The 12,942-nt window shown below is 67.3% G+C and carries 13 protein-coding genes and 1 pseudogene; 9 read left to right on the top strand and 5 right to left on the bottom strand.

The genetic code is table 11. The annotated features are described in order from the left end of the window. The first annotated feature begins 12 nt into the window (after nt 1–12). Genes BLP88_RS01725 through BLP88_RS01715 form a run of 3 tightly spaced genes read left to right on the top strand, consistent with a single transcriptional unit; the run spans nt 13 to nt 3,887 of the window. Nucleotides 13–1,662 (top strand): LCP family protein, encoded by a 1,650-nt coding sequence (locus BLP88_RS01725; protein WP_074586384.1) that lies wholly within the window; start codon nt 13–15, stop codon nt 1,660–1,662. A gap of 32 nt (nt 1,663–1,694) precedes the next feature. Beyond that, a complete protein-coding gene (manA, locus tag BLP88_RS01720; RefSeq protein ID WP_074586382.1) occupies nt 1,695–2,948 on the top strand; it encodes a mannose-6-phosphate isomerase, class I in 1,254 nt (417 codons plus the stop codon). 3 nt (nt 2,949–2,951) lie between these two features. Beyond that, the gene (locus tag BLP88_RS01715; RefSeq protein ID WP_074586381.1) at nt 2,952–3,887 is read left to right on the top strand and encodes a lipid II:glycine glycyltransferase FemX; all 936 of its coding nucleotides are present in this window, start codon (nt 2,952–2,954) and stop codon (nt 3,885–3,887) included. Here the strand turns inward: BLP88_RS01715 and BLP88_RS01710 are convergent. Continuing rightward, nucleotides 3,884–4,888, bottom strand: coding sequence for an endonuclease domain-containing protein (locus BLP88_RS01710; protein ID WP_175453465.1), 1,005 nt, complete (start codon nt 4,886–4,888; stop codon nt 3,884–3,886). The two genes, BLP88_RS01715 and BLP88_RS01710, sit on opposite strands and share 4 nt — an antisense overlap. 148 nt (nt 4,889–5,036) lie before the next feature. Further along, nucleotides 5,037–6,059: a class II fructose-bisphosphatase gene (gene glpX / locus BLP88_RS01705; RefSeq protein WP_074586378.1), complete on the bottom strand. Its 1,023-nt coding sequence runs from the start codon at nt 6,057–6,059 to the stop codon at nt 5,037–5,039. A gap of 212 nt (nt 6,060–6,271) precedes the next feature. Between glpX and BLP88_RS01700 the strand changes: the two genes are divergently transcribed. The 3 genes from BLP88_RS01700 (at nt 6,272) to BLP88_RS01690 (ending at nt 9,087) form a co-directional block, all read left to right on the top strand. Then, nucleotides 6,272–6,937 carry a DUF4245 domain-containing protein gene (locus BLP88_RS01700; RefSeq protein WP_308807298.1) on the top strand — a complete coding sequence of 222 codons (666 nt, stop codon included), beginning with the start codon at nt 6,272–6,274 and terminating at the stop codon, nt 6,935–6,937. Between the two features lie 9 nt (nt 6,938–6,946). Beyond that, a complete protein-coding gene (locus BLP88_RS01695; RefSeq protein WP_074586376.1) occupies nt 6,947–7,561 on the top strand; it encodes a carbonic anhydrase in 615 nt (204 codons plus the stop codon). Between the two features lie 86 nt (nt 7,562–7,647). Beyond that, nucleotides 7,648–9,087: a class II fumarate hydratase gene (locus BLP88_RS01690; protein WP_074586375.1), complete on the top strand. Its 1,440-nt coding sequence runs from the start codon at nt 7,648–7,650 to the stop codon at nt 9,085–9,087. Nucleotides 9,088–9,216: 129 nt separating this feature from the next. Here the strand turns inward: BLP88_RS01690 and BLP88_RS01685 are convergent, their stop codons facing one another. Further along, on the bottom strand, nt 9,217–9,798 hold the full coding sequence (locus BLP88_RS01685) for an META domain-containing protein (RefSeq protein WP_084110679.1): 582 nt from the start codon (nt 9,796–9,798) through the stop codon (nt 9,217–9,219). A 143-nt stretch (nt 9,799–9,941) separates the two neighbouring features. On the opposite strand from BLP88_RS01685, the gene BLP88_RS01680 reads away from it, so the two are divergent. Continuing rightward, complete coding sequence (locus BLP88_RS01680) at nt 9,942–10,145, top strand: hypothetical protein (protein WP_074586372.1); 204 nt, start codon at nt 9,942–9,944, stop codon at nt 10,143–10,145. Between the two features lie 29 nt (nt 10,146–10,174). Here BLP88_RS01680 and BLP88_RS01675 read toward each other — a convergent pair whose 3' ends face one another. Then, entirely contained in the window at nt 10,175–10,651 is a 477-nt protein-coding gene (locus BLP88_RS01675; protein WP_074586370.1) for an NUDIX hydrolase, read from the bottom strand. A gap of 36 nt (nt 10,652–10,687) precedes the next feature. Further along, complete coding sequence (locus BLP88_RS01670; protein WP_074586368.1) at nt 10,688–11,242, bottom strand: prepilin peptidase; 555 nt, start codon at nt 11,240–11,242, stop codon at nt 10,688–10,690. A gap of 104 nt (nt 11,243–11,346) precedes the next feature. Between BLP88_RS01670 and BLP88_RS01665 the strand changes: the two genes are divergently transcribed. Together BLP88_RS01665 and BLP88_RS01660 are read left to right on the top strand one after the other, a co-directional pair. Next, complete coding sequence (locus tag BLP88_RS01665) at nt 11,347–12,066, top strand: hypothetical protein (protein ID WP_084110678.1); 720 nt, start codon at nt 11,347–11,349, stop codon at nt 12,064–12,066. 30 nt (nt 12,067–12,096) lie between these two features. After that, nucleotides 12,097–12,744, top strand: a pseudogene (locus BLP88_RS01660) (GNAT family N-acetyltransferase). The last annotated feature ends 198 nt before the right edge of the window (nt 12,745–12,942 follow it).

Genomic DNA, 12,942 nt, shown 5'->3' with positions numbered 1-12,942 from the left:
GAGGCCGTGCCGATGACCAGGAGCCACCCAGGCAGCCCGTCCAGCCCGAGCCAAAACACGAGCACCGCGACGCTCACCGACCCGGTCCGCTTCCCGGGCGCCGCGAGTGCGCCGGTGCGGACCAAGCGCGCCTTCGTCCTGCTCCTGATGACACTGCTCCTGCCGGGCAGTGCGCAGGTGGTGGCCGGTGACCGGAAACTCGGGCGCATCGCGCTCCGGGTCACGTTTACTGTCTGGGCCGTGGCGCTCCTGCTGCTGGTACTGGCCCTGTTCAACAGGTCCCTGCTCCTGGCGCTGTTCACGCACCCGGTGGCGTCCCTGGTGCTGATCGTGCTCCTGTTGGCCCTCGCCGCCGGCTGGGCCCTGCTCTTCGTGAACACGTTCCGGATCATCCGCCCGGTGTTGCTGGCGCCGGGCATGCGGCCGATTGTCGCCGTCGCCCTGGTGGTGTCCCTGGTGATCGGCAGCGGCAGCCTCAGCTACCTGGCCTACGTGCTGAACGTGGGCCGCAACGCCATCGGCAGCATCTTCGCCAACGGTCCGGCGCTGGAGCCCGTGGACGGGCGGTACAACTTCCTCATGATGGGCGGCGATGCCGGCGACGGCCGCACCGGCCGCCGCCCGGACAGCCTTTCGGTCATGAGTGTCGACGCCGAAACCGGCGCCAGCGCGATCATCTCGGTGCCGCGCAACCTCCAGAACGCCCAGTTCAGCGAGGACTCCCCCATGCGGGAGATCTACCCCGAGGGCTACAACTGCGGCAACGAATGCCTCATCAACGCCATCAACACCGAGGTCAGCACCAAGTACGCGGACCTCTACCCCGGCGTCGCCGATCCCGGGGCACAGGCCACCATGGAGGCGGTCTCCGGAAGCCTCGGCATCACCATCCAGGCCTACGTGGTGGTGGACATGGACGGATTCTCCAAACTGATCGACGCCATGGGCGGCATCCGGATCAAAGCCGGCGGCTGGGTCCCCATCAGCGGCGGCATGCTGCCGGGCAGCGACAGCCGGCACGTCAAGCCCGACGGGTGGATTCCCGCCGGCGAGCAGAAGCTCAACGGTTTCCAGGCCCAGTGGTACAGCCGGTCCCGAGAGAACGTCGATGACTTCGCCCGGATTTCGCGCCAGCAGTGCGTCCAGCAGGCCATGCTCAAACAACTGGATCCGGCCACGCTGCTGTCCAAGTTCGAAGGCATCGCCGACGCCGGCACCAAGGTGGTGGAGTCCAACATTTCCTCCTCGCAGCTGGGCAGCTTCGTGGACCTGGCCATCAAGTCCAAGAGCCAGCCCGTGTCGCGCCTGACCATCGGCCCGCCGGACTTCGACCCCGGGTTCTCCACCGTGCCGGACTTCACCGTCATCCATGAGCGCGTGCGCAAGCTGCTGCAGACTAAGGCGGACCCCAAGGCCGGTGCCGTGCAGGATGACTCCCTGACCGGCGTCGGGCAGTCCGCCCCGGGGAACGGCCCCCAGGCCGGCGGGCCCGTTTCAACGCGGGTGGCTGCCGAGACGCCGTCGGAGGATTTCACCCCGGTGACCACCCGCCCGGACGGCCAGCCGATCACGGCGGCTTACCTGAACTCGCTCTACGACATCCAGGACTATGCGACGCTTGAACTCCTGCTGGCGAACAACGGCCAGTGCCGTCCCCTGTAACTTCCTTCTTTCAGCGACAAGGATCATCGCCCGTGTACCAGCTTGAGAACGTCCTGCGCCCCTACGCCTGGGGATCGACGACGGCGATCTCCGCCCTGTTGGGCACCCCCGCCTCGGGCGGGCCGGAAGCCGAGTTGTGGATCGGCGCGCATCCCGGCGCACCGTCCGTCGCCAGCCGTGCCGGGGCCGCGCCGCTCGCCCTGGATGCGCTGATTTCCGAGGACCCGGAGCATTTCCTGGGCGCAGAGTCCGTGGCGGCGTTCGGTCCGCGGCTGCCCTTCCTCGGCAAGCTGCTGGCCGCCGACAGGCCGCTCTCGCTGCAGGTCCACCCGAGCCTGGAGCAGGCCAGGGCGGGCTTCGCGCTCGAGAACGCCGCCGGGGTCGCTCCGGATGCCCCCGAGCGCAACTACCGGGATGACAACCACAAGCCCGAAATGATCTTCGCCCTCACCCCGTTCCAGGCACTGTGCGGCTTCCGTCCGGCGGCGGAATCGCGGGCGGCCTTCGAGCACCTGGCCGGGCTGGTGGAGGCCTCCGGCGCCGAGGCTTCGGCGCTCCGGGACGTCGCGGGCGAACTCTCCGCGCCGGACGAATCCGCGGCCCTCCGCGGTGCCTTCAGCACTCTCATCGCCGGCGGCGGCGGGGTAACCGCGGCCGTGTCCGCTGCCGTGAAAGCCGTGGCCGGGGCCCCCTCCGGTTCCCTCGAGCCGCACGCGGCGGAACTCTCCGCCATGCTTGGCATCGGCAGGGAATACCCTGGCGATCCCGGCGTGCTGATTTCGCTGATGCTGAACCTCGTCTCCCTGGCCCCGGGCGAGGCGATCTACCTGCCCGCCGGCAACATCCACGCCTACCTGAAGGGCCTGGGCGTGGAGGTCATGGCGAGCTCGGACAACGTGCTGCGCGGCGGGCTCACCCCCAAGCACATCGACATTCCGGAGCTGATGAAGACCGTGGAGTTCGCTCCGATCGGCGTTCCCCGGGTCGAAGCCGGCACCTCCGTGCTCGGCCAGGAACTCTATGTGCCGCCGTTCCGCGAGTTCCGGCTCCAGCGCATCGAACTGGCTCCCGGGGCGGAACCGGTGCCGCTCGCGCAGTCCGGGCCCGCCGTCGTCGTGGTGGTTTCCGGGGCCGTGCTGCTGGACTCCCCCAAGAGCGAACTGCGGCTGGTGCGCGGCGGCAGCGCCTTCATCCCGGCGGCGGAGAACCCCGTCATGGTGCACGCGGAGTCCGGGGCGTCGGAGGACAGCGTCGCGTTTGCCATCACCACGAGCCTGGAAAGCTGAGCCATGGAGTTTTTCCTGCAAAGCCCCGCGTGGGCCGACGTCCAGCGTGCCCTGGGCCGGACCGTCCACGAGGAGTCCGGGCCGGGTTGGCACTTCCTCGCCGTGGAGGAGAAGAACCCGGCGGGCAAGGTGCTCTACGCGCCCTACGGCCCGGTTGCCGAATCGGTGGAAGCGTTCGACGCCGCCCTGGCCGCCTTGCGCGGCATCGCCCGCCGCAGCGGGGCCGTCTTCGTGCGGCTGGAACCTGTCAGTGCGGGCTTCGGCGTTGACGAGGCGCCGGCCCTGCTGGCAGCCCGCGGCATGCAGCCCGCGCCTGCGAACCAGCAGCCGGAACTGAGCTGGATCGTGGACCTGGAGGGCGACTTCAAGGACGTCCTGGCCAGCATGAAGCCCACCAACCGCAACCTGTACCGGAATATCCACAAAAAGGGCGTGACATTCCGATCCTCACAGGATCCCGCCGAGATTTCGGTGCTGCTGGACTTCCTGCACATGACGGCGGCACGCAACGGTTTCAAGCCCCAGAGCGATGAGTACCTGAGCACCGTGGCCGCCTCCCTGCTCCCGGCGGGGGCGGGCACCTTGTTCATCGCCGAACTCGAGGGCACGCCGATTGCCGCCGCATTCGCCTACGACTCCGCTGACACCCGCACCTACGCCCATGCCGCGTTGGATGACACCCACCGCAAGCTCAGCGCCGGCATTCCGCTGCTCGTCACCCTTATGGCCGACGCCAAGGACCAGGGCCTGAAGCACGTGGACCTGTGGGGCGTCGCTCCCGAAGACCAGCCCGACCACAAATGGGCGGGCTTCACCGCGTTCAAGAAGTCCTTCGGCGGCCGCGAAGTGGCGTATCCGGGCACGTGGGACCTACCGGTCAACAAGCTGCGCTACGGCGCCTACCAGCTGGCGCGCAAGTTGCGGGACAAGCTCCACTAGGCCGTCGCTTCGGTTTCCTCGGCGCGAACGTACAGTTGAGGCCCTGATTTCGTCGTTTTCGGGGCCCCAAGTGTACGTTCGCGCGGGATGCCACCAAGCGCAGCGCGGACCTTCTCCACCAGAAACGGCTTGTCGCCTTCGAGGTCTTCCTTGGAGACCCGGATCTCCCGCCACCCCAGGCGCTCTGTCGTCGCCTGCCGCCTGATGTCGCGAAGGTACTGTCGGGGATCTCCGTGGTGCCCGCCGTCATACTGAAGGGCAATCCTCTGCTCCGGATAGGCCGCGTCCGGCCACACGGCGGCCTGGCCCCACTCGTTCCGTATGACGTGGTTCAGGAGGGGCTCTCCAAGGCGGGTCCTCGCGAGAATCAAACGCATCTTGGTCTCCTGCGCTGAGTCCGCACCAACCCTGATTCCCGCCATTGCCAGCCGCGCCGTCTTCATTCCCCTCATGCCGGGATGCGCCGCAATCATTCTGCGAAGCTCTTCGATGGTCGCGGTTGCTGTTCTTGGGTACGGAAAATCCTGGTCATGGGACACAACCAGTGAGTCACCCAACGCGATGAGCTCGTCCACCTGGAGGAAGGCTGCAAGGTCCAGCCAGGTGCGGGCGGGCGAGGTGATACGGACGCCGTCGTGCATCACCACCTCCCCCGGCAGGAAGGTCAACCGGTGACCGACCACATTGCGACGCCGGGGCTTGCCGTCGTCGCGGCTCCTCGTCACGTGGATCCGCCAGTCACCCTGCATCCAGGCAGGTAAGGCGCCATCCCAAACCCGCGCAGCGGACTGGTGGGTCACCACCGAGGAGCCGTCGAGGGCGGTGTACGCACGAAGGTTGGCGGAGGGCTCGGCGGCGCCATACAAGGGCAACCGTATTCCACGCGAGGGGATGAAAACGTCGGGCTGCCGAAGCCGTTTTCGGCCGACACCGAGCTCGCTCGCGGTGGCGGAAGTGAACGATCCGGTCTGCAATCCGTCCGGTAGGGGCTTACGTGGCATGCCTTAGTTTGACCCACGCGGGAACACGCTGCGCGGTTATCCACAGGCACTTTCCAGTCCGGCGCGCGAACGTACACTTGAGGCCCCAAATCCGGAAGATTCAGGGCCTCAACTGTACGTTCGCGCTCAAGGAAGAGCGGGGCAGAGCTTAGCTCTTGCGGGCGTAGCCTTCCCACTTGCTGGCGTGGTGCTCGGCATCGACGAAGCGGACGGTGCCGGACTTCGAACGCATCACGATCGACTGGGTGACCACGCGGTCCTTCTGGTAGCGCACGCCGCGGAGCAGGTCGCCGTCCGTGATGCCGGTGGCGGCGAAGTAGCAGTTGTCGCTGGTGACCAGGTCGTTGGTGGACAGCACGCGCTCGAGGTCGTGGCCGGCGTCGATGGCCTTCTGCTTCTCGTCGTCGCTGGTGGGCCACAGGCGGCCCTGGATCACGCCGCCGAGGGACTTGATGGCACAGGCGGCCACGATGCCTTCCGGGGTGCCGCCGATGCCCATGAGGGCGTCGACGCCGGTGCCGGAGCGGGCCGCTGCGATCGCGCCGGCGACGTCGCCGTCCATGATGAACTTGGTGCGCGCACCGGCCTCGCGGATTTCCTCCACCAGCGGGCGGTGTCGGTCACGGTCCAGGATCATGACGTTGAGCTGGTTGACCTTGACGCCCTTGGCCTTGGCGATCAGGTGCAGGTTCTGCTTGACCGGCAGGCGCAGGTCGACCATGTCCGCGGCTTCCGGACCCGTGACCAGCTTCTCCATGTAGAACACGGCGGAGGGGTCGAACATGGAGCCGCGTTCGGCCACGGCCAGGACGGCCAGGGCGTTGTTGATGCCGAGCGCGGTGAGGCGGGTTCCGTCGATGGGGTCGACGGCGACGTCGCACTCCGGGCCGGTGCCGTCACCGACGCGTTCACCGTTGAACAGCATTGGTGCTTCGTCCTTTTCACCTTCACCGATGACCACGACGCCGTTGAAGTGGACGGAGTGAAGGAAGGAACGCATGGCGTCCACGGCGGCGCCGTCGGCCTTGTTCTTGTCGCCGAAACCCACCCAGTGGCCACCGGCGATGGCGGCGGCTTCGGTGACCCTGACGAGTTCCAGTGCGAGGTTGCGGTCCGGCTCATCGCTCCCGACGGCCAGGGCCGGGGAGATCGTGGAATACTGCTGGGACATTGGTGCTGACACGTGAACCTCTTCTTCGATGACGATTCATGGGACCGATCTCATGGGACCAGGAGCAGCCGCTTGGCAACTTCGATGCTTTCCCTGGGTTCGATCATAGTCTGGCCGCCACGGAGCAGCCACGATGTGTCCACGCCCCGGAACGCCACTTCCCCCATCGGACCGGATGTGTATTCATGCTGCGGATAAGGGACTATGGAAGGGTGAGCGAAAAGCAAGACACCCCGGTTGCCGAGTCTGTACCCGACGCGACGGCAACCGACCCCCAAAACCCCGGCCAGCCCGCAGTCAAGCCGGTTATCGCCGCAAAAGCGGCCAAGCGGGCCAACGCCTCGGTGATCGGCATGGTGATCGCGCTGCTGGTCTGCGTCCTGGCTTTCCTGCCGATCGTGCTCATGAACCCGACGCCGAAGAGCGACGGCTACCGTGCCGACATCGACGTTGCCGCCATCGCCGCGAACGCGAAGGATGTGGCCGGATTCACACCGGTGGCCCCCGAACCCGGCGACACATTTCGTCCGAACTACGCCCGCTGGGAATCCGGCAGCGCCAGCGGCGTGCCCACCTGGGAAGTAGGCTTCCTGACGCCGAAGGAATCGTTCATCGGCCTGGTCCAGACCCGCAAGGCCAACCCCACCTGGCTGCTGCAGCAGACGAACAACGCCCCCGTGACCGGAAAACGGAACGCCGGGGGCCGGGAATGGGAACTGCGCGACGCCGGAAAAGGCAACCGCAGCCTGGTCCTGGAATACAAAGGCACCACGATCATCCTGAGCGGCCCGGCCGGGATCGATGAGCTCTCCACCTTGGCCGCCGCCGTCGTAAAGTCCGCCGACACAGTTTCACCCGCCCCCTCCAGCACCCCGTAAAGTAGCCGCGTGGCTACCTATCTGACTCCTGCACTTGCCTGGCGCCGTCTGCGCGAAGGAAACGAACGGTTCGTCTCAGGCGAATCCCAGCACCCCAACCAGGACGCGTCCCGCCGCGCTTCCCTGGTGGAGGACCAGCACCCGTTCGCGGTGATCTTCGGCTGCTCCGACTCGCGCCTCGCCGCGGAGATTATCTTCGACCTCGGCCTCGGCGACGCCTTCGTGGTGCGCACCGCCGGCCAGGTGATCGACGACGCCGTGCTCGGCTCGCTCGAATACAGCATCTCCCAGCTCCACGTCCCGCTCATCGTGATCCTCGGCCATGACAGCTGCGGTGCGGTGAACGCCACCAAGGCCGCCGTCGAGACCGGCGAGATGCCGGCCGGCTTCATCCGCGACCTCGTCGAGCGGATCACCCCCTCGGTGCTGACCTCCATCCGCAACGAGCAGCACGACGTGAACGACATGGTGGTGGAGCACGTGAAGCAGACGGCCGCCCGCCTGGCCGACAGCTCGCGTGTGATCTCGGACGCAATCGAGGAAGGCCGGACCGCCGTCATCGGCCTCTCCTACAAGCTGGACGAGGGCCGCGCGGCGCTGGTTTCCGGAATCGGCCAGCTCTAGGAACGCCCGACGGCGGCCCGTCACGGGCCGCCGTAGCCTTCCGTTCGGGTTTCGGCTGGAGCCGCTGCCCGCAATAAGCTAGCCCCATGACTTCCACTCAAGAAACGAACGTTGAGTTCCGCATCGAGCACGACACCATGGGTGAAGTGCGCGTTCCCGTGAACGCCCTGTACAAGGCCCAGACGCAGCGCGCGGTGGAGAACTTCCCGATCTCCGGCAAGACCCTCGAGCGCACGCACATCGAAGCGCTGGCCCGCGTGAAGAAGGCTGCCGCACTGGCCAACGCCGAACTCGGTGTGCTCGACGATGAGCTCGCCCAGGCGATCGCCGCTGCCGCTGACGAGGTTGCTGCCGGCAAGTACGACGGCGACTTCCCCATCGACGTCTTCCAGACCGGTTCGGGCACGTCCTCGAACATGAACACCAACGAAGTGATCGCGGAACTCGCCAACCGCGCACTGGCCGCCAAGGGCAGCGACAAGGTTGTCCACCCGAACGACCACGTGAACGCTTCGCAGTCCTCCAACGACGTCTTCCCCACCTCGGTGCACGTCGCCGCCACCTCGGCCTTCATCAACGACCTCATCCCGGCACTTGAGTACCTGGCGGCATCGCTGGAGCGCAAGGCCGTGGAGTTCAAGGACATCGTGAAGTCCGGCCGCACCCACCTCATGGACGCCACCCCTGTCACCCTCGGACAGGAATTCGGCGGCTATGCAGCCCAGGTGCGCTACGGCATCGAGCGCATCAATGCCGCCCTCCCCCGCGTCGCCGAAGTTCCGCTCGGCGGCACCGCGGTCGGCACCGGCATCAACACCCCGGCAGGTTTCCCGGAGCGCGTCATCGAACTGCTGGCGGCCGACACCGGCCTGCCGTTGACCGAGGCCCGCGACCACTTCGAAGCCCAGGCCAACCGCGACGGCCTGATCGAAGGCTCCAGCCAACTGCGCAACATCGCGATCTCCTTCATGAAGATCAATAACGACCTGCGCTGGATGGGCTCCGGCCCCAACACGGGCCTCGGCGAAATCGCCATCCCGGACCTGCAGCCGGGCTCCTCGATCATGCCCGGCAAGGTCAACCCGGTCATCTGCGAAGCCTCGATCATGGTGTGCGCCCAGGTCATCGGCAACGACACCGCCATCGCCTGGTCCGGCACCAACGGCGCCTTCGAGCTGAACGTCGGCATCCCCGTGATGGCCGCCAACCTGCTCGAGTCCATCCGCCTGCTCGCCAACACCAGCCGCGTCATGGCCGACAAGATGATCGACGGCATCACCGCCAACGTGGAGCGCGCCCGCTTCCTGGCCGAAGCCTCCCCGTCCATCGTCACCCCGCTGAACAAGTACATCGGGTACGAGAACGCCGCCAAGATCGCCAAGACCGCCGTCAAGGAAGGCCTGACCATCCGCCAGGCCACCGAGAAGCTCGGCTTCGTCGGCGAAGGCGAAGGCAAGGTCTCCGAGGCCGACCTCGACAAGGCCCTGGACGTCACCACCATGACCTCCCCGGCCCACAAGGCCTAGCTCCCGCCGCCTCCCAGAGGCAGCAAGAGCACGACGGCGGCCGGCGCCTTCCGCACGGAAGGCGCCGGCCGCCGTCGGCCTTTCCGGCCCGAAAAACTTTCCGGGACCGAAGTACCGGGGAGCGGTCCGCTACATGTGCGGGTTGCGACCCGCGTCCCGGAGTTCGACGGTGCCGTGACTGTTGTGCAGCACCAGCTTCGTGCCGTCGAGTTTCCAGGTGACCGGCTGCTTGAAGAGCTCGTGCGTCCAGTTCTCGTAGCCGCTTTCCGGGCCGGGGCAGCCCATTGCGGTCGCGATGATGTTTCCGGGAATCCACTTTCCTGCCTCGGTTTTGACCTCGACACCGAGGCCATTGCAGGGCGTCTTCACCCCCACGGTCCAGGTTTCATTGACGTAGTACATCGAGACTTCCAGGGGCTTGCTTTTCAGCCACGCCAGTTCGCCGGTGCCGTCCCTCCCGCCGGTTGAACGGTAGATCCGGCAGCCCAGTGGGCTGCCCTTGCACACCGGCCCGGGCACTGGGGTGGTTCTCGTGGGGATGGCGGAGGGAGCTTCGTCAGGTGCCGTCGGGCTCATCTGGGTGGGGCTGGTGGTGCCGCGGCCGCCGGGGTCGGGCGCCCCGGGGGCGTTGCCGCAGGCGGCAACCGTTCCGCTCAGGGCCACGAGGAGGACCGGCACCGCGTGCCGTGACAGTCGAGTGCGCACGTTCATGAAAGCCCCCGAAGTTCTGCTGGTTCCTTGCCAGGGCACCAGTCTGCTCCGGGAGCCGCAGCACCGGAAGCACAGCCGCGTTGCATTCTCCGGCGGAAGGTCACGGCCGGAAAACGGATGCCGCGCCTTGTTAGGCTTGAACGGTGAGCCCGGATCCCGATGAATCGACAACCACCAGCCCCGCCGTCCGTTGGGGGCTGGGGGCCGTCCTGTGTGCGCTCCTCGCGGTTTCCATGACCTTCACAGCAGCGGGCAACGCTGCGATGATCGCCGGCGCTGTGCTCTGCGGGGCCGCCGCGTGCTTCGCAGGCTACCGCGCCGTCAGCGCCGCACGGGCCCGTTCCTAGTTCCTTTGCTGCCCTGGCCGGTTTCCTCCTCAGCGGTCATCTTCAGCGTCAGCCGGTGCCTCCTCGGACACAGCGAGTCGTACGCACGCCAGGTGGCCCGGGCCGAGGTCCGGGAGGTCCCGGGGACTGAACCAGCCCACCTCGAGGTTTTCGTCGTCGTTGACTTTCGCTTCGCCTGAAACGTAGCGGCACCGGTACTCCACGCTGAGGAAGGTGCACACATCGCCGTTGGGGAACGTGACGGGGCCGTTGACCACCACATCCAGGAGCCGCTCCACCTCCACGACCACCCCGGTTTCCTCCTCGATTTCGCGGACGAGCCCGGCCGCCGGTTCCTCACCCGGTTCCAGGATGCCGGTGATGAGCGCCCAGTTCCCGTTGTCGGCGCGCCGGCCGAGCAGGATCTGGCCGGCATCGTTGACGACCACACCCCGAACGCCCGGGAGCCACAGCGGGTCGTGGCCGATCTTCTCGCGCAGTTTCAGGACGTAGTCGGGTGCCGGCATGGGACCAGCCTACGGCCCGGTACTGTGTTCCCCGGCTCAGGCGGGCAGCACCGCCATGGCCGCGGCGGCGCCGGCGAGCATGAATGGCCCGAAGGGAATCGCGGAGCTGAGGGTGCCCCGGCGGGCGGCCAGGACGAACAGGCTCCACAGACCACCGAAGAGGAATGCCAGGAAGGTCCCGGCGAAGATGTGGCCCCACCCGAGGTAGCCCAGGTACAGACCCAGCACCCCGGCCAGCTTGACGTCCCCGAATCCCATGCCGGGCGGGTGGATCAACCGCAGGACGAAGTAGAAGAGCCACAGCGCCGCTCCCCCGGCCACGATCCCCAGGACCGGCACCCCAAACAGGACCGCACCGGCGTCGGGCAGGTCCCCGAGGGCGCCGGACAAGGCGACGGCGAGCGCGGCCCCCGCCAGCAGCACCCCGGCCACCCCGTAGGACGGGAACACGATCCGGTTGGGCAGCAGGTGATGGCGGACGTCGATGATGGTCAGCCGGACCGCCATGACGGCGAAGTAGAGGCATGCGGCCACAACCAGCCAAAAGGCCACGGGGCTGGCACTCCACAGTTCGCTGAGTCGTCGGATCACCCTCGGATGCTATCCGGTTTGCCGGCGGGGCCGCTCGATGCTGGCCGTATTATGTGGATATGGGGCGCTACAGTGCAGAATCCGGGGCCGGAATTTCCCCCGACATGTCCTCCACATTCCGCAATCTCTGCCGGTCCTCGCCCTGGAAATGGACCAGCCTCCGCTTTGAGTACCGCGATCTTCCCGGGGACGGGAGCGGCCCGCTCAAGGCGTGGTTGCGCCGACCCGGAGCGTTGCGCCTCGAGAACGCGGACGGCGTGCTGCTGCACAGCACCACCGGGATCAACGATTCGCGGGACAGTTTCTATGTCCGGTCCAGCCGCAGTTCCTGGCTGTTGCCGGCGCACCTCGTCACTCCCGTGTACGACGGCGCCGGGCTGGTCCGCCGCCGGCCGGAAGCCGCGTACGGGGAGCCGTCCTTCGGGAACGGCCGCTTGGCCGCGGCACTGGATCCGGTGGAACTTGCCGGCAATGCGCCGGTGCCGATCGAGTTCCCGGAAAGCAATCCCGTGGCGCTGGGCGCGGTGCGGGAAGTGGACCACGAGGGCCGCCCGGCCCTGGAATCCGTGGTGGTCCCCGGCCCTAATTACTCCCCCGCGGACCCCGGTTCTCCCCTGTGCCTGCCGGGTCGGACCCGGCTCCGGATCGACACCGCCACGGGCGTCTGCGTGGCGAGCGAGGCGCTCGACGACGGCGCCGCCGGCACCGGGCACTGGATCCGCATCTTGGGCGTGGACGAGTACATGCTGGACGACCTGTTCCTGGCTGAATCGATGAACCTGAGCGATGTCCGCCAGCACATTACCTGGGAGCCCGGTGCCTAGACCGTTGCAGCCGGAGACTAGGCTGGGCCGATGACCTCGCTCACGGACATCTGGCCGGCGTTCGGCCTTGTGCTCAGCACGCCGCGCCTGCAGCTGAAACCGGTCCAGGACATGGACCTCCCGGCCCTGCTCGACGCCGCCCGCAGCGGCATCCACGAACCAGGACGCAGCCCCTTCAGCACTCCCTGAACCGAAGTGCCCGCGGAGGAGCTCGGCCCGAACATGGCCCGCTGGCACTGGAGCTGCCGTTCCATCACCACCCCGGAGGCTTGGACCCTGCTGCTGGGCATCTGGTATGACGGCGTAATCATCGGCTGCCAGGACATCGGCGCCAAGGACTTTAGCGTCCTAAAGACCGTCAGCACCGGCTCCTGGCTCAAGCAGTCCGCCCAAGGCCTCGGCCTCGGCAAGGAGATGCGCGCCGCCGTCGTGAGCTACGCCTTCGACCACCTCCGAGCCGACATTGCCGAATCCGAGGCCGCCGCCTGGAACGAGAAATCCCTGGGCGTCTCCCGCGCCCTCGGCTACGAACTGAACGGCACCTACCGCACCAACTGGGGGCCGAAGGTCGAAGAAGTCCAACGCGTCCGCCTCACCCCGGAAACCTTCAAGCGCCCCAACTGGACCCTGAAAGTGGAAGGCCACGAACCCTGGGCAAGGTTCCTCGGGCTCGATTAGCGAGCGTAAAGCGTCGGCCGCACAAGACGGGACGGCGAATGGATTCCAAAGGTGACTTGCCTGCGAGACGGGACGGCGGTCCTTCGTAAAGGAGCGCATCGCGGCGCATCGGACCCCGAAGGTCGCCCAGCGACCGAAGGGGTGCCTATGCGTCGTGTCTAAGCGAGGACGAAGGGCCGTCTCCCGGTGAACCCAGCC

The organism is Arthrobacter cupressi (assembly GCF_900099975.1).
In the GTDB taxonomy this organism is placed as follows: Bacteria; Actinomycetota; Actinomycetes; order Actinomycetales; family Micrococcaceae; genus Arthrobacter; species Arthrobacter cupressi.
The sequence above is the reverse complement of the archived record's forward strand: the minus strand, read 5'-3'. Positions and strand labels throughout refer to the sequence as shown.

Coding starts and splice junctions, on each gene's coding strand:
- BLP88_RS01715 (WP_074586381.1), top strand. CDS start 2,952: ATGGAGTTTTTCCTGCAAAGCCCCGCGTGGGCCGACGTCCAGCGTGCC.
- BLP88_RS01710 (WP_175453465.1), bottom strand. CDS start 4,888: ATGCCACGTAAGCCCCTACCGGACGGATTGCAGACCGGATCGTTCACT.
- BLP88_RS01690 (WP_074586375.1), top strand. CDS start 7,648: ATGACTTCCACTCAAGAAACGAACGTTGAGTTCCGCATCGAGCACGAC.
- BLP88_RS01685 (WP_084110679.1), bottom strand. CDS start 9,798: ATGAACGTGCGCACTCGACTGTCACGGCACGCGGTGCCGGTCCTCCTC.
- BLP88_RS01675 (WP_074586370.1), bottom strand. CDS start 10,651: ATGCCGGCACCCGACTACGTCCTGAAACTGCGCGAGAAGATCGGCCAC.
- BLP88_RS01725 (WP_074586384.1), top strand. CDS start 13: ATGACCAGGAGCCACCCAGGCAGCCCGTCCAGCCCGAGCCAAAACACG.
- BLP88_RS01665 (WP_084110678.1), top strand. CDS start 11,347: ATGTCCTCCACATTCCGCAATCTCTGCCGGTCCTCGCCCTGGAAATGG.
- glpX (WP_074586378.1), bottom strand. CDS start 6,059: ATGTCCCAGCAGTATTCCACGATCTCCCCGGCCCTGGCCGTCGGGAGC.